The 24,342-nt window shown below is 41.9% G+C and carries 23 protein-coding genes and 1 CRISPR repeat array; of the genes, 14 read left to right on the forward strand and 9 right to left on the reverse strand.

Annotation, left to right across the window (positions count from 1 at the left end; translation table 11 throughout):
• Positions 1-2,081: a CRISPR direct-repeat array (repeat unit 36 nt; unit sequence GTTTTAGAGCTGTGTTGATTTGAATGGTTACAAAAC).
• Between the two features lie 107 nt (positions 2,082-2,188).
• From ADH99_RS07650 to ADH99_RS07665, 4 genes are all read left to right on the forward strand, one after another.
• Positions 2,189-2,740, forward strand: a complete 552-nt coding sequence (locus ADH99_RS07650; protein ID WP_049554904.1) for a hypothetical protein — start codon at positions 2,189-2,191, stop codon at positions 2,738-2,740.
• A gap of 153 nt (positions 2,741-2,893) precedes the next feature.
• Positions 2,894-3,898 (forward strand): hypothetical protein, encoded by a 1,005-nt coding sequence (locus ADH99_RS07655; protein WP_049554903.1) that lies wholly within the window; start codon positions 2,894-2,896, stop codon positions 3,896-3,898.
• Between the two features lie 200 nt (positions 3,899-4,098).
• Positions 4,099-5,175 carry a hypothetical protein gene (locus ADH99_RS07660; RefSeq protein WP_049554902.1) on the forward strand — a complete coding sequence of 359 codons (1,077 nt, stop codon included), beginning with the start codon at positions 4,099-4,101 and terminating at the stop codon, positions 5,173-5,175.
• Positions 5,176-5,190: 15 nt separating this feature from the next.
• A complete protein-coding gene (locus tag ADH99_RS07665) occupies positions 5,191-6,366 on the forward strand; it encodes a hypothetical protein (RefSeq protein ID WP_049554901.1) in 1,176 nt (391 codons plus the stop codon).
• 670 nt (positions 6,367-7,036) lie between these two features.
• Here the strand turns inward: ADH99_RS07665 and ADH99_RS07670 are convergent.
• The 3 genes from ADH99_RS07670 to ADH99_RS07680 all read right to left on the reverse strand — a co-directional run bounded on the left by ADH99_RS07670 (position 7,037) and on the right by ADH99_RS07680 (position 11,336).
• Positions 7,037-8,200, reverse strand: a complete 1,164-nt coding sequence (locus ADH99_RS07670) for a galactokinase (protein ID WP_049554900.1) — start codon at positions 8,198-8,200, stop codon at positions 7,037-7,039.
• A 466-nt stretch (positions 8,201-8,666) separates the two neighbouring features.
• Positions 8,667-9,431, reverse strand: a complete 765-nt coding sequence (locus tag ADH99_RS07675) for a class I SAM-dependent methyltransferase (protein WP_049554899.1) — start codon at positions 9,429-9,431, stop codon at positions 8,667-8,669.
• Positions 9,432-9,983: 552 nt separating this feature from the next.
• The gene (locus ADH99_RS07680; protein WP_049554914.1) at positions 9,984-11,336 is read right to left on the reverse strand and encodes an MATE family efflux transporter; all 1,353 of its coding nucleotides are present in this window, start codon (positions 11,334-11,336) and stop codon (positions 9,984-9,986) included.
• A 280-nt stretch (positions 11,337-11,616) separates the two neighbouring features.
• On the opposite strand from ADH99_RS07680, the gene ADH99_RS07685 reads away from it, so the two are divergent.
• The 5 genes from ADH99_RS07685 to mscL all read left to right on the forward strand — a co-directional run bounded on the left by ADH99_RS07685 (position 11,617) and on the right by mscL (position 16,556).
• A complete protein-coding gene (locus tag ADH99_RS07685; protein WP_049554898.1) occupies positions 11,617-13,032 on the forward strand; it encodes a Y-family DNA polymerase in 1,416 nt (471 codons plus the stop codon).
• Complete coding sequence (locus tag ADH99_RS07690) at positions 13,029-13,406, forward strand: hypothetical protein (RefSeq protein ID WP_049554897.1); 378 nt, start codon at positions 13,029-13,031, stop codon at positions 13,404-13,406. The genes ADH99_RS07685 and ADH99_RS07690 overlap by 4 nt, the downstream gene beginning before the upstream one ends.
• Positions 13,407-13,498: 92 nt before the next feature.
• Positions 13,499-14,947 carry an amidase gene (locus tag ADH99_RS07695; protein WP_049554896.1) on the forward strand — a complete coding sequence of 483 codons (1,449 nt, stop codon included), beginning with the start codon at positions 13,499-13,501 and terminating at the stop codon, positions 14,945-14,947.
• An 11-nt stretch (positions 14,948-14,958) separates the two neighbouring features.
• On the forward strand, positions 14,959-16,080 hold the full coding sequence (locus tag ADH99_RS07700) for an NAD(P)/FAD-dependent oxidoreductase (protein WP_049554895.1): 1,122 nt from the start codon (positions 14,959-14,961) through the stop codon (positions 16,078-16,080).
• Between the two features lie 92 nt (positions 16,081-16,172).
• Entirely contained in the window at positions 16,173-16,556 is a 384-nt protein-coding gene (gene mscL / locus ADH99_RS07705; protein WP_049554894.1) for a large conductance mechanosensitive channel protein MscL, read from the forward strand.
• A 470-nt stretch (positions 16,557-17,026) separates the two neighbouring features.
• Here mscL and ADH99_RS07710 read toward each other — a convergent pair whose 3' ends face one another.
• Complete coding sequence (locus ADH99_RS07710) at positions 17,027-18,037, reverse strand: hypothetical protein (protein ID WP_049554893.1); 1,011 nt, start codon at positions 18,035-18,037, stop codon at positions 17,027-17,029.
• 170 nt (positions 18,038-18,207) lie between these two features.
• On the opposite strand from ADH99_RS07710, the gene ADH99_RS07715 reads away from it, so the two are divergent.
• The 3 genes from ADH99_RS07715 (at position 18,208) to ADH99_RS07725 (ending at position 19,719) form a co-directional block, all read left to right on the forward strand.
• The gene (locus ADH99_RS07715) at positions 18,208-18,621 is read left to right on the forward strand and encodes an EamA family transporter (RefSeq protein ID WP_049554892.1); all 414 of its coding nucleotides are present in this window, start codon (positions 18,208-18,210) and stop codon (positions 18,619-18,621) included.
• Positions 18,622-18,743: 122 nt separating this feature from the next.
• A complete protein-coding gene (locus tag ADH99_RS07720) occupies positions 18,744-19,484 on the forward strand; it encodes a hypothetical protein (protein ID WP_049554891.1) in 741 nt (246 codons plus the stop codon).
• A 28-nt stretch (positions 19,485-19,512) separates the two neighbouring features.
• Positions 19,513-19,719 carry a hypothetical protein gene (locus ADH99_RS07725; RefSeq protein WP_049554890.1) on the forward strand — a complete coding sequence of 69 codons (207 nt, stop codon included), beginning with the start codon at positions 19,513-19,515 and terminating at the stop codon, positions 19,717-19,719.
• Positions 19,720-19,789: 70 nt separating this feature from the next.
• Here the strand turns inward: ADH99_RS07725 and ADH99_RS07730 are convergent, their stop codons facing one another.
• Together ADH99_RS07730 and ADH99_RS07735 are read right to left on the reverse strand one after the other, a co-directional pair.
• A complete protein-coding gene (locus ADH99_RS07730; RefSeq protein WP_049554889.1) occupies positions 19,790-20,122 on the reverse strand; it encodes a hypothetical protein in 333 nt (110 codons plus the stop codon).
• 15 nt (positions 20,123-20,137) lie between these two features.
• Entirely contained in the window at positions 20,138-20,530 is a 393-nt protein-coding gene (locus tag ADH99_RS07735) for a hypothetical protein (protein WP_049554888.1), read from the reverse strand.
• 110 nt (positions 20,531-20,640) lie between these two features.
• On the opposite strand from ADH99_RS07735, the gene ADH99_RS07740 reads away from it, so the two are divergent.
• A complete protein-coding gene (locus ADH99_RS07740; protein WP_049554887.1) occupies positions 20,641-21,354 on the forward strand; it encodes a YaaA family protein in 714 nt (237 codons plus the stop codon).
• Between the two features lie 63 nt (positions 21,355-21,417).
• Here the strand turns inward: ADH99_RS07740 and ADH99_RS07745 are convergent, their stop codons facing one another.
• The 3 genes from ADH99_RS07745 to ADH99_RS07755 all read right to left on the reverse strand — a co-directional run bounded on the left by ADH99_RS07745 (position 21,418) and on the right by ADH99_RS07755 (position 23,500).
• The gene (locus ADH99_RS07745) at positions 21,418-22,158 is read right to left on the reverse strand and encodes a MerR family transcriptional regulator (RefSeq protein ID WP_049554886.1); all 741 of its coding nucleotides are present in this window, start codon (positions 22,156-22,158) and stop codon (positions 21,418-21,420) included.
• A gap of 370 nt (positions 22,159-22,528) precedes the next feature.
• Positions 22,529-22,942, reverse strand: coding sequence for a peptide deformylase (locus tag ADH99_RS07750; RefSeq protein WP_005606220.1), 414 nt, complete (start codon positions 22,940-22,942; stop codon positions 22,529-22,531).
• A 12-nt stretch (positions 22,943-22,954) separates the two neighbouring features.
• The gene (locus ADH99_RS07755; protein ID WP_049554885.1) at positions 22,955-23,500 is read right to left on the reverse strand and encodes a TetR/AcrR family transcriptional regulator; all 546 of its coding nucleotides are present in this window, start codon (positions 23,498-23,500) and stop codon (positions 22,955-22,957) included.
• Between the two features lie 136 nt (positions 23,501-23,636).
• Here ADH99_RS07755 and ADH99_RS07760 point away from each other — a divergent pair, with 136 nt between their 5' ends.
• Complete coding sequence (locus ADH99_RS07760; protein ID WP_049554884.1) at positions 23,637-24,338, forward strand: ABC transporter ATP-binding protein; 702 nt, start codon at positions 23,637-23,639, stop codon at positions 24,336-24,338.
• The last annotated feature ends 4 nt before the right edge of the window (positions 24,339-24,342 follow it).

Here is a 24,342-nt window from a genome sequence, read left to right on the forward strand (position 1 = left end):
GTTTTAGAGCTGTGTTGATTTGAATGGTTACAAAACTCGAATGCTTTTGTTAAAGGCAAGGATGGAGTTTTAGAGCTGTGTTGATTTGAATGGTTACAAAACACCACACTACTAATCTTGGCGGATGCAGTGGTTTTAGAGCTGTGTTGATTTGAATGGTTACAAAACTTGGAATTTATTCATTTTATTCACTCCTTGGTTTTAGAGCTGTGTTGATTTGAATGGTTACAAAACGAAGAAATCGAAAATGCTGTTGAAAACAACGTTTTAGAGCTGTGTTGATTTGAATGGTTACAAAACAAACAGACGAAGAAGAAGCTAAAACCATTGGTTTTAGAGCTGTGTTGATTTGAATGGTTACAAAACGTTGAAAGATAAAGCGTATCAGTTAGCAATGTTTTAGAGCTGTGTTGATTTGAATGGTTACAAAACTCTAGTATCCTTTCTACGTACCCGTCCATTGTTTTAGAGCTGTGTTGATTTGAATGGTTACAAAACCGAGAATATAATTACTAAATAAGTAGCCACGTTTTAGAGCTGTGTTGATTTGAATGGTTACAAAACTATCGTACTCGTTCATACGCAGGTATGGTTGTTTTAGAGCTGTGTTGATTTGAATGGTTACAAAACCAAGAAACAATTCATCATTGATACAAACATGTTTTAGAGCTGTGTTGATTTGAATGGTTACAAAACCCATCATGTATGAACGTGTAGATGGGCAATGTTTTAGAGCTGTGTTGATTTGAATGGTTACAAAACTTCAAAACTGTCGTGAACGGAATCATCGGGTTTTAGAGCTGTGTTGATTTGAATGGTTACAAAACATGAAGTATTTTATACCTTACCTAATGACCGTTTTAGAGCTGTGTTGATTTGAATGGTTACAAAACCCCAGAAGCTGCAAGCTCTGGTGAGCAAGCGTTTTAGAGCTGTGTTGATTTGAATGGTTACAAAACGGCGGAGTTGGGGTTCTTTGAAAATGATGCGTTTTAGAGCTGTGTTGATTTGAATGGTTACAAAACAAGCTGCAGAACCAGTCCAGGAAGCTGCGCGTTTTAGAGCTGTGTTGATTTGAATGGTTACAAAACTGAAGCTTTAATTTTGTAATTTTTGAGTTAGTTTTAGAGCTGTGTTGATTTGAATGGTTACAAAACTTCGAAACATCCCAAGCGGATTCTTCAATGGTTTTAGAGCTGTGTTGATTTGAATGGTTACAAAACAATACTTGGTTCAAGGATGATGAAGGCTTTGTTTTAGAGCTGTGTTGATTTGAATGGTTACAAAACTCGTTGGAATAATCGCATTTATGCACTTGTGTTTTAGAGCTGTGTTGATTTGAATGGTTACAAAACGAAAAAGCTGAGGGCAAAGATGATGTATGGGTTTTAGAGCTGTGTTGATTTGAATGGTTACAAAACGTTTTTATCCTTTTATTTGACGATATAACGGTTTTAGAGCTGTGTTGATTTGAATGGTTACAAAACAGAAGGTGCTGCTATCCCAGTTGAGCAATTGTTTTAGAGCTGTGTTGATTTGAATGGTTACAAAACGAAACTTGAAATCAAAGAGTTGACCGACTCGTTTTAGAGCTGTGTTGATTTGAATGGTTACAAAACTAACTATATCATAGATTATTTAGTATCGTTGTTTTAGAGCTGTGTTGATTTGAATGGTTACAAAACTTACAAGGTAGTGAGCGATAGAGGTTATACGTTTTAGAGCTGTGTTGATTTGAATGGTTACAAAACCATGTTTGAACAAGATTTGGATACTGGAATGTTTTAGAGCTGTGTTGATTTGAATGGTTACAAAACTAATCCCCTCAATCACTAATGGACTTACATGTTTTAGAGCTGTGTTGATTTGAATGGTTACAAAACAGAATCATTGAGGTTAACGTTAGAAGATGTGTTTTAGAGCTGTGTTGATTTGAATGGTTACAAAACTAAATCCTTCAGACTGTTTGGAATAGAGTCGTTTTAGAGCTGTGTTGATTTGAATGGTTACAAAACTTGGACGAGAACCTTGTAGGCTTTTGCGTTGTTTTAGAGCTGTGTTGATTTGAATGGTTACCAAACGCTTCCGTGTGACATTTGGTTGTTAAAGCTATCGTAAGCCTAAAGTTTCTGGGAATTTTATTTGATGAATACAAATATATAGATAAAAAATAACTCGGAGGAAGATTATGGGACGTAAAAGTAAGTTTTATGATGCACTAATCGAAGAAGTAGTTTATAATTCGGTGTCAGATATTTGGGAGGAAGCAGTTGAAGAGTGGGAAATTTATGATGTTAAGGAGGATGAAACTCTCGAAACATTATGTATTTGTGGACATGATCACCTTAGATATCTTTTTACAATTGAAAATAAATTGAATGGAAGAGTTTTATATCCGATTGGAAGCTCGTGTATTAAAAAGTTTGGACGCAGTGACTTAAAACATGAAGTTGAAGTGCAGATGCAATTGTTCCAATTATTACATGCTGTAGAGCAAAGAAGATTTCTAGAGTTGTCTCCAGAATACTTTAGCCGAAGACTATTTGCGTATTTATTTGAAATGGGTGCGTTTAAACCTAGCCAATATAATAATAATCCGGAATCTGACTATTATTTTATGCTTGATATGTTTAATAAGAGAAGTATGACAGAAAAACAAAAGAGGAAAGTTGATGCCATAATTATCGGTTCTATAAAACCATTTTTGCAGAAGACTTTGGCTGGGAAAGTGAAAAAGTAGTTTAAATCAGCTTTTCAAAATAAATCTTTTCAAAGAAATTAAGCAGGTTAAAACAGTTTAATTTCTTCTTTACTTCTACACTAACAATATTTTCCCTTCCACCTATATTATAATAGCTGTGAATAAATAACCTTTATGATTTGGAGAGAATGAATGATTAAGACTACTGATAAATTAAAGGCACGTTTTGATAAGTACGATAGAATGAGTATGGTATTTTGTTATGTACTTATAGTAATTAATTTACTGTCTATATTTTATTTGAAAGATTATATTTTTGTCGGATCGATTATTCCATTAATACTCTTTTTAATAATTAAGAATATAGAAGAATTTAATAGAGAGAATCCTATTGATTATGTAGATAGATTTTATATTAATGTTTATAAACGATTTAAAAAGTATCGATATTATTTGATTTTATTAGCTGCTTCTCTTCATTTAGTGGGGAATTATTTATTTTACTGTTATGATTTTCAAAGGGTATTTTATAATAATTCTTTTCTAGCAGAAATTAGAATACTGATGCTGATATGTTTAGAGTTTTTATTTTTCGGGTTATCAGCGTTTATATCTAATCTATTATTTAAATCTCTTATTCCTTATGATTTTAGAAGTAAAGTAATTTTTTATTCTAAAGATAAGTATTTAATAAGAGTTTGGAACTTTCTATATTATAGGAAAGAAGTTTATAATTCTTTCCAAGGGAGAAAGTCTAATTTCAAAATATGGAGAGAAAATAGGAATGTTATTGTCGCTGATAAAATTGGTGATATAAAAGGAGAACTAAACTCACTTAGTGATGATTTTCTTAAGAAGATTAATTTATATTTTTTATATCCATATGACGTTGGAGGAAATTCAGAGATTCAGATGGATTACTTAATAGAGAAAGGAAAAAAATTCGTAGGCTTTCTATGTCCGATTGTACTAGGTTTTATTTTTAATGGATTTCAAAATTTAGAAAATGTATTATTTATAATTTTATTATGCTTATGTTTGTATCCTGTTTGGGTAGGATTAATCTCTTTAAGGAATCGTATAACTCGCAAAAATCTCGAAGAACAAATTAAAGTAATTCTTCCTCTACTTATACAAGAAGAACTAGAAAATCGAAGAAGTAAGCGCAAGTATAAAAGACCACACAGGTATAAATAAACAAGGGGGTTCCAACGTGTTGGCAATCCATTGTTTTATAAGTAGGAATTCATTTAATACGGGAAAATGACCTAGCTGATGATTACATTAAGTATAACGCTAAAGGACTAAGTTGTTGATGAATCTAACAGTTTTTTACCGACCACCTATGCTATAATAATCATGAATAGAGAAGGCTTTCATGATTGGAGGAGAAGAGGATGAAGGGTAGACAATTATTCGCATCAGCGCTTTGTGTATTGGCGCTTGCGGCATGCAACAAAAGGCCTGAGGAGGCGGTGACGACCACCGAGGCACCAACCACCGTTCAAGAGGCGACCACACAGCAGACGACGGTGCAAGAAGTGCAGGAGACGTATTTTGAACAGTTGCATTTAGCGTATAATCTAGTGGCCAAGGATGCCGATGCCCAGTCTGGCTTGCAAGCAGCACAAGAGGAGAGTCAGAAGCTCATCACCGCGCACGCAAGCGACAAGGCCATGATCGAGAAGCACTATAAGGACTTGGAACGTCTCGTTCAGCACAATTCAACGGGATTTGCTGAATTTATGCAGGAATGGAACCAAAGAAGAGACCAGCACTACGAACCGCTTCAAGAAGCGCTGGATTTAACAGCAGCGAAAGTGAACGGTGAGGCCACCTCTTGGAATATGATGGGGAAGGTGACGGCGAATGACTATCAGATTCTCATCGTGGACGCCTATATCGACAATACCAACCAGCAGGCGTATCTCTTTGGCTACAAGGGCGATGAACCAATTTTCTTACAGGCCCGTTCTGTCTCGCGAGACACGCTGAAGGATGCGAAATTTGAAGAAGTGGAGAATGCGGATCTCCGGGCAGGATTCCTCAACAATGTTACTTGGAAGAAGGAAGCGCCCCAAAGTAACCTATCGATTGCGGATGTGATGGCCATATATGCACGTAAGAAGGGCGAAGTCTATGAGCGCACGAGCCCAGCGACGCAGAGGTTGTTCTATGATTTAGCCGTTCCAGACCAACTCTTCCAATATGCGACGGTTGCTGGAATGAATGCGAAGTTTACATGGGGAGAGCTCACATTTAAACAAGGCGACGTCCCTTATGAAATCGTGGAGTGCTATGTGTCCGAATCCGGAACGACGGTGATTGTCTTTGCCAAAGTCGGCAATGGCAAAGTGATTTTAATCGGGCAAACAGCACCAGAGACGGTGAAGAACGCGGATGGAACGATTCGCACGAGTAGCGTGAACCTCCAGCCGTACAATAGCGAAACATTATCAGGCGCAACGTGGTAAGAGGGAGAATGGAACATGACAGAAAAACAACAACTCGAATCCTTAATGAATGAGATGCTGCCGGGGTTGCAGCTGTTTGCTAGAGATATCAACCTCACGCCGGAAGAAGAGGCGTGTTACCGAGTCGGAGAGGTCGTTCGTAACCCCGCCTTTACCGATGCGACGTGTCGTGTTGGAGGAATGGTGACGACGCACCGTTTCAGCATTTTATCGAACCACCTCTTTGACCTGTCGAAGGCGGAGCACGGCACCAACTGGGGGCTACATGTGGCCAACCGCGACAGCCACTTTAAGGTGCTGGACATTTACGAGCATGAAGGGAAGACGCAGATTCTGCTCTTGCATTTGCCGGACGATTATCGTTGGAAATGGATGGAGCATGTGACGCTAGATCTGCCGGTGGACATCGTGGCCGATAGCAGGGAGCGATTCGCCTCCAAGACCCACGCCGAAGCGATTCCAGAGGTGACAAGTCCGGAGTGGCTTGACCGATGCGGTTTTGCGCCAGGTCTGGACATCAAAGGCGAACTCTTCCCAAATGAAATCCCAATCGCAAGTCAGATGCAAAAAGTAAAAGATGCCTCTTTCCGTAGCTTCTACCATGAACTCGTCTACGTTCGCTGTGCATCGCTCATCGAAGACGTGATGCCAGAAGTAGCCAAGGCTGGAGACACAGGGCTTGTCCTCTACGGATATATCGACGAAGAGGCTGGCGTGTCGTTCCAACCGCTATGGATTGCTAAAGAAGGGGAGTCGACGCTAGACATGCGCCTTATCCCCGAAGAGACGATGTATCTGATTCGTCTGGCGAACCTTGATGACTGCGAGTTCTGTTCGATGAAATGGATTGAAGTCGATCCGTATATTGTCGACCGTGCAAAACGCGTCATTGCGGAAGTCTATGACACAAAGAGCAAGGAAAAAGAAGAAACACGCTCCTTCCAAGGCCTCGACCGATTCCGTCACCGTGCGTATCCCGATGACTTTGGCGTAGCCATCTACTACGAAGACAAGAGCAAGGAACCTGAGCGTTTATGGGTGCGCATCTCGCGAGTGGAAGGCAACCAGTGCTTTGGCACGCTCTTGATGGATTCGAAGCATCCAGACGGACCGAAAGAAGGCATGGAGATTGTGTTTAAAGTTCTTCAGAACGAAAATGGCGACCTCGAAGTGGTGTCAGTTCAAAAATAGTACAAAAAAAGACAAGATAACCGAAGGCTTCCTTTTTACCTTTTGGATATCTTCATAGTAATGGAAATAACTGTACCGGCAAGAGCCTAGGTTTCTTTGCCTACCGAACTTCAAAGGGCGTCAAGTTGATCAAATCAACTGACGCCCTAATTCATTTCGGTTACACCCGTTATTTCCATTACTATAGAATCCAAAAGGTCCCGGAAGCCTTATTTCGTGACTATGTTTGTAAGGTTGAACTACGCAATCATCGAGACTCGCATTTTCCTTCTTTCATAAAAAGCACTGGCTGTTTTGTAATTAGCTACTATGCCGTTGTTTGAGGTAGAGGATACTACCTTTAAAGTATAGAAATGCTGAAAAGAGACAAAATTCCCTCGGTTCTATAGTGTGAATGGTAGGGAAGAACAACCAAAGTGAATTACTGACTCTAGGGTAAAACCCGTAGAGTCAGTTTGAAGCTTGGTAGGAGCCAAGACGTAGGCTTGGTCCGGTGTCCTTACCATCAACACTATGAAGGTACCGAGGGGATTTTGTCTCTTTTCTAATTAACTTCCTTGATTATAAAAAGAAGTAAGCTATAGTGAAGGTGTAGATAGTGAATATCTCAAATCACTAAAGCCAGAAAGAGCATTGGATTTAGCCATCCAATGCTCTTTTTTTGTTTGTACTAATGCGCGCCGTCCGCAATCTCCGCGATGTAAAAGCTTGGAGCGTAGCCAATCTTATCGGTGTAGACTTTGGCAACTTTGGCCTTAAATGCTTTGATATGGTCTTTATGTACCAGCGCGATGGCACAACCGCCAAAGCCTGCGCCTGTCATACGAGCGCCAAGGACGCCGGCTTGTTCCCAAGCGGTATGTACGAGTGTGTCGAGTTCCTTGCCGGTCACTTCGTAGTCGATTTTAGTCGAGAGATGGCTCTCGTTCATCAGACGTCCGAAGTGAGCGAGGTCGCCTTCTTTTAAGACATGTGTTGCAAGCACCGTCCGTTCGTTTTCACTTACGGCATGGCGAGCACGTTTCACAAAAAGTTCGCTGGATAGGTGATGCTTCAACTCGTCGAACTGATCGATGGTGAGGTCCCCCAGACTCTCTATAGCCACATGTTCTTGTAGTTCCTTCAAGGCGATGCGCGTTTCTGCAAAGCGTTCGTTGTATTTTGAATCGGCCAGTTCGCGACGTTTATTCGTGTTCATAATGACGATACGATAGTCGCCGAGTTTCACTGGAACGAGTTCATACTCCAGCGTTGCACAGTCGAGAAAGATGGCGTGGTCCTTCTTGCTCATCCCTACAGCGAACTGGTCCATGATGCCGGAATTGACACCAATGAAGTCATTTTCCACCCGTTTCCCAACCTTCACAAGCCAAAGTGTGTCGATGCCTAGAGTATATACTTTGCGAGCGATGACGCCCACGAGCAGCTCGAAGGAGGCTGACGATGAGAGACCCGAGCCGTTCGGGATGTTTCCGTAAAATGCGATGTCCATACCGTGCGGAAAATCGAAGCCGAGGTCCGCCAAGTACACGAAGACGCCTTTGACATAGTTCGCCCACGAGTCACTGCCCCTGTAAGCCAGGTCGGTCATATCGAGCTCGCGTATACCATCCTTCGGAAAATTGTCCGAATAGAGACGGAGCTTCTTGTCCGTACGTGGCTTCACCCACGCATAAGTCCCCAACGTAATCGCGCAAGGGAAGACATGCCCGCCATTATAGTCGGTATGTTCCCCAATCAAGTTCACACGTCCCGGCGCAAAAAAGCTCGCCTCCGGCTCCGTGCCATATACCGCCACAAAAGTCTGTCTTAATTGTTCTGTAATTTGTCCCATCTCATCACCGCTTTCTATTTAGTCACCTTCATTATACGCCAAATTCTTCGTAAAAAAAGAGGCGTGTTGGATTTCCCAAAAGAAACCCAACAACACCTAAAAATCTTCCAGTAGCACATCACGTTGAACGGTTGCCCCTTTAAAGTTCGATAGGCAAAGAGACCTAGGCTCTTGCCGATTGTTGTACCTAATATTGTGAGGTTCAACAAAGAAAGGTCACTGAAGATTCTTGCGGCACTTCGCAAACTATAGAAATGCTGAAAAGAGACAAAAATCCCTCGGTTCTATAGTGTGAATGGTAAGGAAGAACAACCAATGTGAAATACTGACTCTAGGGGAAAACCCGTAGAGTCAGTTTGAAGCTTGGTAGGAGCCAAGACGAAGACTTGGCCCGGTGTCCTTACCATCAACACTATGAAGATACCGAGGGATTAATTTCGTCTCTTTTCTTATTTGTTCTATCACATTACAGTTTAACGCAGAGTGTAGCGATATAGTCATTTCCATAATGGGATAATCGATTTCTTTTGTCACACGATTCATAAAAATCAATCATCGCGAGACCATTTTTCAGTTGTCCTCTAATCTGACTTTCTAAGGTGTGGCTAAATTCATATCCGTATTCTGGATTGATGGTGATTTTGCCTTCCGCTTCAAGCTCTTTGGAATTAAACGGGATGGAGAACTTTAACAGTAATTCCTCATCGGGTTGGTCCCATACAACGTCAGCGTCATACATGTATATCCAAGGATTCATAAACCCGACCATTAACAAGCCACCCTTTTTCAATACGCGAGCGGCTTCTTTATACATATTTTCTAAATCTTCTATATATACATTTGAAACCGGGTTGAAAACAATATCAAAAGTTTCATCTTCAAATGGAAATGGTTTTGTCAGATCGCCTTGAACCGTATTGATTGTTAAGCCTTCTCTTTTAGCCACCATTTCATCTCTTTGTAATTGTGATGTGGAAAAATCCATTATGGTGACATCATACCCTTTTGCGGCAAAAACGGGACCCTGCTGTCCGCCACCACAAGCTAAGCCTAATATCTTTTTCCCGTTGGCTTTTTCAAACCATTCTTCCGGAACTTTTTTCCCAACCGTTAATGCAACTGAAATTGGCACTTTTCTAGCTTCTTCTAATTCTTCATGTGTCAATGGTTCAGTATAGGTATTTTGTACATTATTCCATCGATCTTGATTTAATTTTATATAAGGATTCATCTTATCATCTCCGCTTTCTGTATTCTCAAGTTCATTATACTATTGCTGGGAAAAGTAGGGAAGTGTCTACTGCATTTCAATACAGAAGCGCTTGAAACTATCTAGCCTTTTTCCGCCATCCAATTAAAGAAGTATAAACAAAATAAGGGCTTCTGGGACCTCGCGGATTCTATAGTAATGGAAATAACGAGTGTAATCGAAATGAATTAGGGCGTCAGTTGATTTTATCAACATGACGCCCTTTGAAGTTCGATAGGCAAAGAGACTTCGGCTCTTTCCGATTGTTGCACCTAATATTGTGAGGTTCAACAAAGAAAGGTCACTGAAGTTTCTTGCATCACCCCTCAAACTATAGAAATGCTGAAAAGAGACAAAAATCCCTCGGTTCTATAGTGTAAATGGTAAGGAGGAATAACCAATGTGAATTACTGAGTCTAGAAATTTGATTTCGTAGACTCAGTTTGAAGCTTGGTAGGACTGAGATTTTAGCTCAGTCCGATATCCTTACCATCAACACTATGAAGAAACCGAGGGTTTTATTTTGTCTCTTTTCTAAAATATCTCATGCCTTACTTCTTTAATGAGCGGATGACGCAAGAAGGCGTAGGAAAGATAGATGGCCATCAGGCACCAAATAATCGGCTCGGCAAAAATCACCCCAAGATAGCCCGCCTGCGGAATCACAAACACTACAAAAAGCACCTTCCCAGCCAGCTCGATAAAACTCGACACAAGCGGCGTTACCTTTTGCCCAAGCCCTTGCAGACTATTTCGCAAAATCAACAGAAGCGCTAACGGCACATAAAAGAGCGAGCCGATGCGGTTATACAGCGCGGCATTATCCAGTAGAAGCGGGTCGCTCGATCCAGAGACGAGTTCGTTTAGGAATGGACTTGCAAAGAATAAAATGATGCAGACCAGAATCGCCCATCCAAACGCTAGAAGGCTTCCTTGACGAATCCCTTTGGCAATCCGGTGCACTTTGTTGGCCCCGAAGTTTTGCGAAGTGAAGGTCGTCATTGCCGCTGCAATCGCCGCAAATGGCAAGGTTGAGAACGCGAAAATCCGTCTGGCAGAAGTTTGCGCACTGATGATGACCGGTCCAAGCGCGTTGATGGAGGACTGGAGCATTACAGATCCTAGAGAGACGATGGATGACATGAGTCCCATGGCTAATCCTTGGCTGATGAGGTCTAAATACAGTTCATCGTCGCGGACAAAATCACTTTTGGCCGGAATAAGGAAGTTGGCGCGTTTTTTGATATAGATAAAGCAGAGAACGGCCGATATGCCCTGAGCAATAATCGTCGCAATGGCCGCAGCTTCAACGCCCATGTTGAACGTTGTAATCAGCAAAATGTCGAGGAAGATATTCGCCACCGCTGAAAAAATCAAGAAGTAAAGGGCGGCCTGACTATCTCCTACAGCGCGGAGAAGCCCGGCGCATAAATTATACGCAAACGTCACCGCAATCCCGAGCACGATGATTGAGATATACGCATAGGACTGGTCGATAATACTAGCGGGTGTTCCAAGAAACTCGAGCAGTGGATACATTCCAAACGTTCCTCCAAGAGCTACGAGGAGACTGAGAACGGCCCCGATGACGATGGTGGCCGAGACGGCGCGTTTCAAGAGACGATGGTTATTGGCGCCGTAGTAGCGGGCGATGATAACGCCCATCCCGTTGCCGACGCCGAGTGCGAATCCGACAATCAGTTCAAAGATGGCTGCGGTCGCCCCGACAGCCGCCAGCGCATCCTGCCCAAGGAACCTCCCTACAATCATAATATCGGCAGTGTTATAAAGTTGCTGGAATATATTTGAAATAACAATTGGAATTGCAAACGTAATAATGGACCGCAAAATCGGTCCGTCTGTTAAGTTAATAGCGGTCTTTTTCATAAGGGAAATTATACTCGCACGCTTGGGGAAATTCAAGAACGTTCCTTGTAAAAATTTTCTTTTTGGGGGACTTCATTTTTTGAAAATCGAGAAGGAATTTCGCTTGAAAGAGAACATATGTTCGTGTTATAACTAAGGTAGTTCAAACAGATTTGGCACTAAAAGAGAAAAAATTCAACAACAAGTCCCTTAGAAACGTGGCTATAGAGAGGTTTCTAGAGGTTACGTGAAAAATTAGTCGTTTTAAAACCGAAGCATCGCAAGAAGGGAGGCGTGTTCGATGAGTCTGATTGACTACAGTTTGGAACCAAGAAGCGACATTGCGTTTATCGATATGAAGTCGTTCTATGCCAGCGTCGAGTGCATCTCTAGGGGTCTCCATCCGCTCAAGGCGTCGCTGTGTGTGATGAGTCGCGCGGATAATTGCAAGGGGCTCATTCTGGCGTCTTCTCCCGTCTTCAAGAAAGTCTTCGGGCGCAAAAATGTCGGTCGAACCTACGATTTGCCGTTTGATATTCATACGCGTCGCTTTTCCTATTATACGGCCGAGCGTCAAGGGCTCCCCACGGATGCTTCCTTCGTGCGTTTCATCGAGGCCTGGGCAAGAGCGACCGTTATTGTTCCGCCAAGGATGTCCGAGTATATCCGAATCAATATGCAGATTCAGCGTATTTTGCAAAATTTTGCCACGACGAGTGAGATTTATCCGTATTCCATTGATGAAGGATTTGTCGATTTGACGACTTCCTTGAATTATTTCTTCCCGGATAAGGCACTGTCCAGAAAGGAAAAATTAGACCTCTTGTCCGCGCAAATTCAGCGGGCGATTTGGAAGGAAACGGGTCTCTATTCGACGGTAGGGATGTCTAATGCGAATCCGCTCCTTGCTAAACTCGCGCTGGATAATGAGGCTAAGAACGCGAAAAATATGCGCGCCAACTGGTCGTACGAGGACGTGGAAACGAAGGTCTGGGGCATTGAGAAGATGACGGATTTCTGGGGGATTGGCAGTCGCATGGAAAAGCGGCTGAACCAGCTGAAGATTTACACGATTAAGGAATTGGCGCATGCGGATGCCGATCTATTGAAGAAGCATCTGGGGATTATGGGCGTGGAGCTGTGGTTTCACGCGAATGGCATCGATGAGAGCAATGTCCATCATCCCTACAAGGTGAAATCACACGGTATCGGGAACTCGCAAATTTTGCCGAAAGATTACCGTCGTAAGGGCGATATCGAGTTGATTTTAAGAGAAATGGTCGAGCAAGTAGCCGTTCGACTTCGCAGGGTCCGCAAGAAGACGACTTGTGTATCCATTCATGTGGGGTACTCCAGAACGGAGGAGAAAAAATCGATTCAGGCGCAACGAAAAATCGACCCCACGAATCAAACGAAGCCTCTGACGGAAGTGGTACTAGACTTGTTTCGCCAGAAATATACGAGTGGTGCGGTGCGTCGAGTAGGGATTTCCTATCAAGGGCTCGTAGATGAGGCGATTACGGTGTTTTCATTGTTCGACGATTACGAGCAGGTCGAAAAGGAAGAAAAATTGCAAAAGGCTGTCGATACGATTCGCGACGAATTCGGCTTCACCTCGCTCTTGAAGGCGAACTCTCTATTGGAATCGTCCCGCGTGAAGGCGCGCAGTCAGCTCGTCGGAGGGCATTCGGCAGGAGGGTTAGATGGATTGACATGAATATGCGTATGTATTTGCCGTATAAATCAACCAGAGAATACCAAGACCGTGGCATGGCGAAGTGGCAAGGGTTCTTCTTGTCCGAGCATACGAGTGAAATCGCCAAGGAGAAGAGGATGGAGCATTACACGAGTCGCCTCACGAAAGAGGAAAAATGGACGCTGCTGACTCAACTCTATGTCCACCGGCAACTGGCGTGTTTTCGCGTGAAGAAGAAGGAAGGGCACGAAATGGTAATCGGTGTGCCTGTGGAATTGAGCGACGAAGCCGTCTATGTGGAGTCGCAGACAGAAGCAAGGTGGCTGTCCATCAGCGACCTTCAGGAGCTCTATTTAGTGGAGACAGCAGAGGAAGAGGCGAGCTTCAAGGAGTAAAATCTTTGTTAAATCGCACCAAAGCAGCGGTCTTACCCTTTACCCTCTTTCTTTTTCCTTGTACAATGAAGCTGTAGAGAGGACGTGGAACTATGTGGAAAGACGCCATTGAGATGCGAGAGGCTATAAGGAATCAGGAAGTCTCTCCGGTTGAATTAGTACAAGAAAGTTTAGAAAAAATCCAGGCATTCAATCCCGAGTTGAATGCGGTTGTTCACATCCAAGCAGAGCGGGCGCTAGAAGAAGCGAAGACGCGCTCGTTTGAGGGCTTGCCGTTTGGAGGAGTGCCACTTCTATTGAAAGACCTCGGGCAAAATCAAGCGGGGGAACCGTCCAGTTGTGGTAGTAAACTGTTAAAGGACATCCCAATGAAACGCACCGACAACTTTGTGAAGCGTCTGGAAGAGGCCGGGTTTATTATCGTGGGGCGGACGAATACTCCCGAGTTTGGGTTTAAAAATATGACGGAAGCTAAGCTCTGGGGGCCTGTGAATAATCCCTATGATCTGAAACGCAATGCCGGTGGGTCTAGCGGAGGAGCAGCAGCAGCCGTTGCAAGTGGCATGGTGCAGATTGCAGCAGCCAGTGATGGCGGCGGTTCGATTCGTATTCCCGCAAGTTTTTCAGGATTATTAGGCTTGAAGCCGAGTCGTGGTCGAATTCCTGTCGGTCCTGGTAGCTATCGTGGCTGGCAAGGCGCTTCGGTGAATTTTGCGATGACAAAAAGTGTGCGCGATACGCGTGAATTGTTGCGCGCTTTGCAAGTCGAGCAGAAGGATAGTCCGTTTTTGGCGCCACTGATTCGCGAGTGGGAAGTCCGTTTAGAGCGTCCGCTTCGAGTGGGCGTCATTGAAAAATCCCCGATTGAGAGCGTGGTCGCTCCAGAAGCTAAAGCCGCGCTTCGTAAGGCGGTTCATTTCCTTGAAGAAATCGGCTGTGAAGTGGAACCCATCGGATGGCCTGTCGACGGTGTGGAAGTGATGAAGAATTACTACTTAATGAATAGTGTGGAGACCGCAGCGATGATGCAAGGCTTGGAAGCCAGTCTTGGACGAGCGCTCACCAAGGACGATATGGAACTGATGACATGGGGCATTTATCAATCCGGCCAGCAAATTCTTGCCAAAGATTACAGTGTGGCTCTTGCCAAATGGGATACTTATGCACATGCGATGGAGAAGGTGCATGAGGAGTTTGACCTGATTGTAACGCCGACCGTAAGTGATGTGGCGCCTCTTCAAACGCAATTTCCGATGGAGGAATCGGTCCGTCAGGCGCTCAACCAGATTGAAGAACTCAGCGTCCCTGAGCAACAAAGTGTGATTTGGCGGATGTTTGATCGCACCTTGGCGTTGACGCCATTTACGCAATTATCGAATATTACAGGTGCACCTGCCATTAGCTTGCCGGTATATTTGAGTGATAAAGGTTTACCAATCGGCGTGCAATTCATGGCAGCTCGTGGGCAAGAGGCATTGCTCCTGCAAGTGGCAGAGTGGTTTGAAAAACAAGGGCAATTTGAAATGAGACAGTTCAGCTAGGAGTGAACAAGATGACAAAATCAGTAGCAATCGTAGGAGCTGGGATTGTAGGGGCAACTGCGGCATACCAACTCAGTAAAAAAGGAATCGCCGTGACCGTTTTTGATGCGGGCGTCGGCCAAGCCACCAAGGCCGCAGCGGGGATTATTTGTCCGTGGTTATCGCAACGCCGCAATAAAGACTGGTACCAACTCGTGTCGCATGGGGCTGCGTATTATCCCATTTTAATGGAACAGTTACGTGCGGATGGAGTTGCGGACTTGCCGTATGAACAGGTCGGGGCGTATATTTTCAAACATACTGAAAAACAACTGAAAAAGGTCGAAGAAATGGCAGTCGAACGCCGAGTGGATGCGCCGATGATTGGGGAAGTAGAGGCGCTGTCGAGAGAAGACGTCGCAAAGGTGATCCCAGGATGGGCAAATCCAGATGGAGCTTTGTATTGTAGCGGTGGCGGTCGTGTGGACGGAGAAAAGCTCGTAGCGCTCCTTCTAGAACAAGCAGCCAAAAACGGAGCGACAGTGAAGCATCAAAAAGTTACTTTATCCAAAGAAGGCGAAGAGATTCGAGTGGTAGACGGTGAAGAGGACCTTTCTTTTGATGCGGTGATTCTCTCCAGTGGCGCTTGGGTCAAGGAATTATTAGAAGACCTCGACTACTATGTGGATGTTCGTCCGCAAAAAGGGCAATTGATTGAATTGGAACTGGAAACGAGTGAAGATACGTCGAAATGGCCGGTGTGTATGCTTCATGGGGAGATTGATATCCTACCGTTTCCAGATGGCAAGATTTTAGTCGGGGCAACGCATGAGAATACGCAAGGGTTCGATTTAACCCCAGATGAAGCGTTGTTAGACGGAATGTATGCAGAAGCCTGTGCGAGTTTGCCAGCGTTGAGAGACGCGAAACGAAGCGGGGTCCGTGTAGGAACTCGCGCGTATACTTCTGATTTTCTACCGTTTTTTGGGAAAGTTCCGGAAACTTCTAATGCTTTTGTGGCGAGTGGACTGGGTTCTTCCGGTTTGACGAGTGGCGTTTGGATTGGCGAATTATTAGCGCGGTTATCCGCAAAAGAGACTGTTGATTTTGCCGTTGAAAATTATCCTCCAAAAAATTATATAAGAAAAACATAGAAACATAACATAATTTTATTTGTTTTTTGAATCAAAATTTAGTATTCTATTAAAAGTAATTATGTAACTTTTTATAAAAGGAGGAAAAACGAATGTTAAAAGAGTTTAAAGAGTTTTTAATGCGTGGGAATATCGTTGAATTAGCTGTAGCCGTTATTATCGGTGGTGCTTTTAAAGCAATCGTTGATTCATTAGTAAAAGACATTATCTCACCAATCATCGCAATGGTGGCTAACACTGGCGATATCGCAGCAGTTTCATTTAAATTAGGTTCTGCTCAAATCGGTATTGGAGCGTTCATCGCTGCAATCATCAACTTTGTAATCGTTGGAGCGGTATTATTCTTAATCGTTAAAGGGATGAATAAAGCTGCTGAATTAGCAAAAGGTAACAAACCTGCTGAAGAAGCTGCACCAGCTGCACCAACTGCGGAAGATTATTTAAAAGAAATCCGCGACTTATTAGCAAACAAATAATCATTCTGAAAAGCCGAGAAGCCTCTCGGCTTTTTGTGTGCAAAAATTTTGTGTGTGCTTAGTTTACATTGAATAGATTGATGAATTATAGGGGATAAAGCGTTGCTTTATTTCTTTGGATTTTAGGGGTTTTGTGCTTGGGTGGATAAACGAGTTCAGAATCAGTTTGATGATTGAAAGAGTTATAGTGGGGCACCGGTTCGAGCCTAGGTCTCTCACCTTTAAAGCCTCAAAGACGGAGTAAGGAATGAATTCCTAACTCCGCCTTATTCGTTTTAATGCGTAGTCCCACTATTCTTTCAATCAACTGATTCTTTTCGTTATCCACCAAATCGGTTTAACGCAGAATCCAAAGAAATAAATTCGTTTAGAACTTATCAATCTATTCAATGTAAATTTACAAAAAACGAGAGGTTTCGGTTTTCAATGATTAAAATTTGCTTCGTCGACCACCGGACTATCCGAGTTTTTTATAAGGATTTTACTAAGTATCGTGAGCTGAGATTTGAAGTTCCGTCATTATTCCTTTCTTCGATTAGAAGATCTGATAAAAAATCTTTTGTTTGTTCCCAATCGAAATTTTCTTTAAATCCGTTGCTACCATCCGAAAATAGATTTAAACAAAATGTAGCGAAGATTGTCTCGCAAGTTCTTCTTGGAAATTTTGCTAAATAGGAATCGAAAAATGAATTTGAGTATCTATAATGATGAGTATGAATGAAGTCTTTCCACGTATTTAGCATAGATTCTTCATCTATAATATCAATTACTGAAACCTCTTCAAGCGGTCTTTTGTCAATGTTTCCCCAGGCTTTTTTCATTAGCTTAATCGCTTCTGCATCAGTTTTAGGAGCGCTATATCCAAAGATTGTGAGCATATATGATTGATCAATATAGTAATGTAATGCTTCCCAACAAAAATTAATGTATTTATCAGAAGAGTAATTTTTATGTTTTACTGGGTATAATAATTTAGTAGGCGCTAATCTTTTAAAACATTTTGGACAGGTACAGTCTAATGTTCCAAATTCAATATGTTCATTACAATATCCAACTGCAACGTTTCCATGCAAACAAAGAATTAATGGTAAATTACGAGTAATCTGTGAGCAACGAACGTAGGCTTGAATTAATAAAGGATCCCAATTAAATGTGGCTATACAATCCTTTTTAGTTAAACTTAGTATTAAAAAATCGTAAAGGTTTATTTCGTCAGGTAATTCTAAAGATGAAAAATAACTGTACAGTCTATCTTCGAGTTCTTTAACAATTTTTGTGCAGTCTTCTCTTTCATATAGTTCTGAATAAATATCCTCTAAGTTATCACTTTTGGTTTGCAACTCAATGTTGGCAAGAAGCTCTTCTAAATTTAATTTTTTTATTAATCCATTCATTACAGAAGATTTTTTGCCGTTTTTATCACCTTTTGGAATTGCGGCAATAGTGGCTCCCGCTCCTAAAATAACAGTATGTGCTCTCATAGTATCCCTCCTAAATTCTAATTATAGCACTAACTTTTTAAAGAAAAATATATTCTAAAGAAAAAGTGAAACTTAACGAATCTATTTTCAGATTTTAAATTGCTTTATAAATCATTCTTACTCTAAATTAGGTATAATAGTAGAAAGATGTAAATAAAGGGGTCTTTCAAATGTGGATTGTATTTGCGTTGTTATCGGCTGTGTTTGCGGCGTTGACGTCGATCTTTGCCAAAATAGGGATTGATGGAGTGAATTCGAATTTGGCAACGGCAGTGCGGACGGTTGTGGTCGTTGTGATGTCGTGGTTGATGGTGTTTATCACGAACAATCAGTCAGGACTGGCACAAATTAGTAAGAAAAGTTGGGTGTTTCTCATTTTATCCGGGATTGCGACAGGGGCGTCATGGTTGTGCTATTACCGAGCGCTCCAACTAGGAAAGGCTACTGAAGTAGCTGCGGTGGATAAACTGAGCATTGTCTTCACCTTGATTTTAGCGTTTATTTTTTTACAGGATATGTTTACGGTGAAATCACTCATCGGTTGTGCGCTCATTGCAACAGGGACTATTTTAATGGTGTGGTAAATTAAATAGTTTTTTAACTAAAAGCGAAATATTGAACAAAGCATTAAGGATTTTTAAAACAAATGATGTAAGGGTTTACTTTTCGTGAAATAAATATTTTTTTTAGTTAAAAGGAGGATTCTATGCGAAAAAAATTTTTAGTATCATCAGAAAATCAATTGAATTACTCACAAACTGATTTGACAGACGTCCAGTTAGTACATAAATTAACTGACATTTTGTCAAATTCTAGTATTTTAAAAAGCGGAGTAATCGGATGGAAGGAAGAAACTAATTCTGATAGAAAAGTTTATCTTCTTGATGAAATAACCAATTTAAATGAAGTTTACAATGAAATATTAAGTGAAATGATAGATACTGATGTGTTCTACTCTTTTGTCTTAGAAGAAATAACACTTGAAAATTTACAGAAAATTAGAAAAATTGATGCTGAAAAATTTATTAACAACAAACATATAATTGAATTATATGTTTTGCAGAAGGAAGAAGATTCTAATAGGATTTATGTAGCATATCCAAAAAAAGAGGGCAGGGTGCAAAAAATTGGCAGATGGTTCCAGAAACGTAAATGGGAGCTGCTAGCAGGATTTGTTATAACAGGAGTTATTGTAACTGCCTTTTTGTTGGAATCAGGTAGTGAAACATCCACTGATTTAATATCTGAGGATGATGGAGGGGACGACTTAGAAGGATTAGTTGAATTATCAGATATTGATTTAGAGAATCATCATAATTATCCAGAGTTCAGAAAATCACCAATTGTTCATTTGGTTAAAGTGGCAGCAACTGGTTTGCAGTATGTTAGAGGTGGAACTCCAGAAGAAAAGTTAGCCTTTATAGAAGAAAACGAGCTAGATTTATAAAAAAACTAATAATAAAAGGAGAATATATATGGGTAAAAGATACGAATGTTGCGAATGTGGAAGACTAGTTTCTGAATCAAAAATTGACTGGAGTATTTCAGAACCAGAAAATGATGCTTATTATTGTGAGAAGTGTGGTGAATGGTTAGAGGAAGTTGGTCGTGATGCTATGGATCCGTATGAAGATGGTTATGATGAGTACGGCAATTGGGATGAAGAACGTTTAGGTTTTTAATAAATTAAAATAAGGTTTATCTGATTTTAGATAAACCTTATTTTTTGGTATAACGTCGTTTAAAAAATCATTAAACAAGCGCCAGTCCAATCGTGAGAATTACTGCAATGGTGATGCGGATAACGTGATGTGATTTTTGGAAGTTGCCATTTTGTTTTCCGTTTATATAGGCTCCCACGCAGCAAAGCGTTGCCCCAACAATCCATGTAACGAATGAAAGTCCGCGGACCATTGCTAGTAATGGGATTGCAGGAAGTGCGATAAGGCCTCCTACAAAAATGAGGATGTTTCCTGTTGTTTTGTCTCCTTTTAGAAGAGCGACGCTACCTGCGAGTAGATGTAAGAAAGCAAATGTAACGATAAAGAAACTAAGAATAGAAAATAAGATGAATACAAAGTCCATATGAAGTCCTCCTTGTTAGGCGATAATCATTAAAATTGTGAGTACGAGTGCAATGATGGCACGAGCTTTGTTTGGGTCTTCGATTTTATCAGGGAACGGATTTCCATTCACAATACGAACCAGAAAGTCCATCATCGCATTTTCTGTTTTATAGGGAGGGGCGTGCTGATTATTCCAGTAAGACGCGTAAAGAATCAGCGCCCAGCCAACGATCCAGATAAGATAGCCCATGAAGGAACGCTGGTAAATAAGACGAATCGAATGGAGGGCGTTCGCACCTCCAAAAAAGAGTAAGAAGTTTGCGAGTGAATATTTTTTGGCCCAAATAGCATAAATTCCAACGGCAAAAAACGGTAATAAGTAAAATGAGGCGATGGAATTAATCAGAAGTGTCAAAGGTTGAGGCATACAATTCTCCTTTAAGCTTGATAGTAATCAGTATAAATTGCGTCTTGTATTTTGTCAAAACTGGGGGAGTAAGGTACACTAAGGAGGACATGAACGAAGGGAGGATTAAGATGAAACTCATATTATCGCCTGCAAAGGAAATGAATGGTGACGCATTAGAGGAGCGCGACTGGGAAGTGAGTCCGGCTGCTAGAAAAGTAGTGGAGGCTGTGAGCGCAGTGCTTGAAGAAGACCTTGCCCGCGTTCTTGGAGTCAAAGGGAAGTTGCTTGAAGAAAATAAAGCCTTTATCGAAGGTTGGAAGGTGGCTAGGTCTGCTCCTGCCATTGAACTCTATAACGGACTGGCGTTTCGCTGGTTGAAGCTAGTCGAGGGATGGAATAAGGGATTAGGCTATGGAAGTGAGCATGTACGTATTTTGTCTGCCTTGTATGGGGCTGTGGCGCCTGATGCTTATATAAAGCCGTATCGCTTAGATATGTTACGACCATTGCGCGTTGAAGGGCAGAGCTTGAAGGCATACTGGAAAGCGGAGTGGGCTGAATTATTTGCAGAAGGGGAAACGGTAGTGAACTGTGCTAGTGATGAGTTCAGCACGTTACTCGACCGCACGCGTTACAACTGGATAGACGTGGAATTTTACGAACGCAGGGACGGAACGTTGAAACAACACTCCACAACGTCGAAAAAAGGACGCGGGTTGCTAGTGGGGTTTGCCATGCGCGAACAAGTGACCGACGTGAAGCAGTTGGAGGCTTTTAGAGAAGACCGATTTGCGTTTGATGCGGAACTATCAACACCGAATAGATTAGTGTATGTAAGGTAAGCTAAGAATTTTATAGTAAACAAAAATGGAGTTAGACATTTGTCTAACTCCGTTTTACATTTCTTATTTTCTCTCCTGTGCGACATAGGCTTGGATTGCGTCGCAAGCGTATTGTCCAACACCTTTGCCGTATTTATCGAGGGTCGTTCTGAACTCTTCGTTTTGAGCGTAGCCAAATCCGATGCTTGAGAAGACATCGATGGAGCAGTCGAACGCGTAGGCGCACATGTGTTGGTGGAGTTGTTTGGCTAAGTCCACGTTCACAGCGTCTGTTGCTGGTAGACCTTTTTCAATATTATCCGCAAAAGCGAACCAGATCTTGTTGAAGCCGTCCGCTATGATTTCTTCCTTGCCTTTTTGTTTTTCTGCAGTCTCGTTCAACACTGTTTCACCGTACTTTTCAGTCGCGGCCTGTTTATATTTTTCGTTATCTTTAAAGGTGAACCCTTTGAATTTTTCTTCTGTTGTCATTGTCATTTTCCTTTCTTTTGACTCAATGGTCTTTTCTAATGTGTCGATTAATGTTAGAAGACGTTCTTTTTCTTTTTGCATTAAAATCAACTGATGTTTCAAGTGAGGCAAGAGATCTTCCTCTTCTTGTTTCATGAGATTTTTGATGTCTTTTAGTGAAAATCCTAAATACTTATAGTATAGGATGGTTTGAAGGAGGGACAATTCCTCTTCACTATAGTAGCGGTATCCATTCTCATGTTTTTTAGGGGATAGTAAGCCGATTTCGTCATAGTGATGTAAAGTGCGCACCGATACACCGCTGATTTCGCTCACTTGTTTGATTAAATACATATTTTCAACTCCTAACAATTTGAAGTATAAGCTATAACGTTACGTAAGGGTCAAGCCTTTTCTCTTTTTTTCTTTTTCTTACTATATGAAACGAAGAAGATGACACACCTCGCGTCGCAAGGAGGACGTCCCGCCTTCTCGGAACAAGTCTCCTTCTTCGTCCATTTAGAAGCGCAGTAAGATACGATTACGGAAATCTTGCGGACTCATCGTAGCAGTAATGGGGGATAGCAACCAATGTGAATTAGGGCGGGTTAAGGAACAACCTTTACCCGCCCTTTGAAGCTTGGTAGAGCTTGAGAACAAGGCTCAAGCCGTTGCCCCATTACAGCTATGATGAAACAATCCGCAAGGATTGGAGTAATCGTATTTATATGAGTATACCTTCTAAGTGATCGATCTCATGTTGGATGACTTGCGCTGTGAAGTCGGTGAACGTTCCCGTATGCTTCTTGCCGCTTGGATCCGTGTAGGCTACTTCAATCGTTTGATAGCGCGTCGTTTTCTTCGTTCCAGTATGACTTAGACATCCTTCTTCTGTTTCATAGGGGCCTTGCTTCTTCGTAATACGCGGATTCAGCATCACCAAATCCATCGGTCCAATCGCTACAATAATAATGTTCTTCTTCACACCAATCATATTCGCTGCCATCCCCACACAACGGTCGCGGTTAGCGCGAAGCGTATCTTGTAAGTCGCGGACTACCTGAGCATCGGCTTTCGGATCGGCAACACTGGATTTTTGGCTGAGGAAGAGGGGGTCTTTCATAATATTTTTTTGCATGAGTTTGCTCCTTTATACTGACATTCTAAAAAAGATTTTTGCGATTTCTTCGGGACTTTCTACGCCACCTTTTTGAATCCAGTGGAAGAAAATCGCGCTATTACTATAAATAAAGACTTCTGCGGCATAGTCTTCCGGTAGCGGATAGACGGTCTTGATGGTCTCTTTAATCGGACCGATTTGTTTGGATAATTCCAGTAAGAAATTTCGGACTAGATGAGAAGTATAGTTAAACCGGTTGAGCGAGATGGCATGAATAAAGTCGAAATCTTCTTTTAAATACTCGAAGATTTTAACGATGGGCGCAAATGCTTCTTCTTTCGTTTTCGGCTGATCTTTATTCAATAAGAAAATAATGTTTTGTAAAATCTCGTCAATCAGCTGATCGATCATATCAAATTTATCGACATAATGAAGATAGAAGGTTCCGCGGTTGATTCCGGCTTCCTTTGCAATATCGCTCACGCTAATCGCTTCGAAGTCCTTTTGTTTCAGGAGTCTCGTGAGCGCAGCTTTTAAATCACTTTTCGTTGTGGTTTTACGTTTTTGGATCGTCATTTTTTAAACTCTTTCTTAAATCAACACATTGTTGATTATTGTGTATTGTTTTTTCGCTAAGCCTATTATAAAGTATGAATGAAGGATAATCAACACAGTGTTCATTTAACTGCGTTGATAGAAATGAGGGATAGACATGGCTTATATCGAAATGAAGAATAGCTATAAACGGTATCATGTCGGCGATACAGAGATTATTGCAAATAATGATGTGAATTTTGAAATTGAAAAAGGCGAGTTGGTCATTATTTTAGGGGCCAGCGGTGCAGGAAAATCGACGGTTCTTAATATTTTAGGTGGCATGGACACGAACGACGAAGGGCAAGTCCTTATTGATGGTGTGGACATTTCAACTTTTGATGAAAAACAACTCACTTACTATAGAAGAGACGATGTTGGTTTTGTCTTCCAATTTTATAATCTGGTACCGAACTTAACGGCGAAGGAAAATGTGGAGTTGGCGGCTGAAATCGTAAAAGACGCTCAAGATGCAGAGGAAGCCTTGAAGGCAGTGGGGCTTGGACACCGTATCAATAATTTCCCGGCCCAATTATCGGGTGGGGAACAACAACGGGTCTCCATCGCACGTGCAGTTGCCAAGAACCCGAAACTCTTACTGTGCGATGAACCAACCGGAGCGCTCGACTACCATACAGGAAAACAAGTGCTTCAAATTTTACAAGATATGTCGCGTAATCAAGGGGCAACGGTGATTATCGTAACGCATAACTCTGCGCTTGCGCCGATTGCCGACCGCGTGATTTATATGCATGACGCACGCGTGAAGAAAATGGAACTCAATCCAAATCCACAAGATATTCAAACACTTGAATATTAGAAGG

The organism is Granulicatella sp. 572.rep1_STHE, from assembly GCF_001073445.1.
In the GTDB taxonomy this organism is placed as follows: Bacteria; Bacillota; Bacilli; order Lactobacillales; family Aerococcaceae; genus Granulicatella; species Granulicatella adiacens.

Excerpts from the sequence above, each read along its gene's own strand:
- ADH99_RS07715 (WP_049554892.1), top strand. The coding sequence starts at position 18,208 with ATGTGGATTGTATTTGCGTTGTTATCGGCTGTGTTTGCGGCGTTGACG.
- ADH99_RS07660 (WP_049554902.1), top strand. The coding sequence starts at position 4,099 with ATGAAGGGTAGACAATTATTCGCATCAGCGCTTTGTGTATTGGCGCTT.
- ADH99_RS07690 (WP_049554897.1), top strand. The coding sequence starts at position 13,029 with ATGAATATGCGTATGTATTTGCCGTATAAATCAACCAGAGAATACCAA.
- ADH99_RS07760 (WP_049554884.1), top strand. The coding sequence starts at position 23,637 with ATGGCTTATATCGAAATGAAGAATAGCTATAAACGGTATCATGTCGGC.
- ADH99_RS07655 (WP_049554903.1), top strand. The coding sequence starts at position 2,894 with ATGATTAAGACTACTGATAAATTAAAGGCACGTTTTGATAAGTACGAT.
- ADH99_RS07725 (WP_049554890.1), top strand. The coding sequence starts at position 19,513 with ATGGGTAAAAGATACGAATGTTGCGAATGTGGAAGACTAGTTTCTGAA.
- ADH99_RS07700 (WP_049554895.1), top strand. The coding sequence starts at position 14,959 with ATGACAAAATCAGTAGCAATCGTAGGAGCTGGGATTGTAGGGGCAACT.
- ADH99_RS07680 (WP_049554914.1), bottom strand. The coding sequence starts at position 11,336 with ATGAAAAAGACCGCTATTAACTTAACAGACGGACCGATTTTGCGGTCC.
- ADH99_RS07650 (WP_049554904.1), top strand. The coding sequence starts at position 2,189 with ATGGGACGTAAAAGTAAGTTTTATGATGCACTAATCGAAGAAGTAGTT.
- ADH99_RS07675 (WP_049554899.1), bottom strand. The coding sequence starts at position 9,431 with ATGAATCCTTATATAAAATTAAATCAAGATCGATGGAATAATGTACAA.
- ADH99_RS07710 (WP_049554893.1), bottom strand. The coding sequence starts at position 18,037 with ATGAGAGCACATACTGTTATTTTAGGAGCGGGAGCCACTATTGCCGCA.
- ADH99_RS07665 (WP_049554901.1), top strand. The coding sequence starts at position 5,191 with ATGACAGAAAAACAACAACTCGAATCCTTAATGAATGAGATGCTGCCG.
- ADH99_RS07720 (WP_049554891.1), top strand. The coding sequence starts at position 18,744 with ATGCGAAAAAAATTTTTAGTATCATCAGAAAATCAATTGAATTACTCA.
- ADH99_RS07730 (WP_049554889.1), bottom strand. The coding sequence starts at position 20,122 with ATGGACTTTGTATTCATCTTATTTTCTATTCTTAGTTTCTTTATCGTT.
- ADH99_RS07755 (WP_049554885.1), bottom strand. The coding sequence starts at position 23,500 with ATGACGATCCAAAAACGTAAAACCACAACGAAAAGTGATTTAAAAGCT.
- ADH99_RS07670 (WP_049554900.1), bottom strand. The coding sequence starts at position 8,200 with ATGGGACAAATTACAGAACAATTAAGACAGACTTTTGTGGCGGTATAT.
- ADH99_RS07685 (WP_049554898.1), top strand. The coding sequence starts at position 11,617 with ATGAGTCTGATTGACTACAGTTTGGAACCAAGAAGCGACATTGCGTTT.
- ADH99_RS07740 (WP_049554887.1), top strand. The coding sequence starts at position 20,641 with ATGAAACTCATATTATCGCCTGCAAAGGAAATGAATGGTGACGCATTA.
- ADH99_RS07735 (WP_049554888.1), bottom strand. The coding sequence starts at position 20,530 with ATGCCTCAACCTTTGACACTTCTGATTAATTCCATCGCCTCATTTTAC.
- ADH99_RS07745 (WP_049554886.1), bottom strand. The coding sequence starts at position 22,158 with ATGTATTTAATCAAACAAGTGAGCGAAATCAGCGGTGTATCGGTGCGC.
- mscL (WP_049554894.1), top strand. The coding sequence starts at position 16,173 with ATGTTAAAAGAGTTTAAAGAGTTTTTAATGCGTGGGAATATCGTTGAA.
- ADH99_RS07750 (WP_005606220.1), bottom strand. The coding sequence starts at position 22,942 with ATGCAAAAAAATATTATGAAAGACCCCCTCTTCCTCAGCCAAAAATCC.
- ADH99_RS07695 (WP_049554896.1), top strand. The coding sequence starts at position 13,499 with ATGTGGAAAGACGCCATTGAGATGCGAGAGGCTATAAGGAATCAGGAA.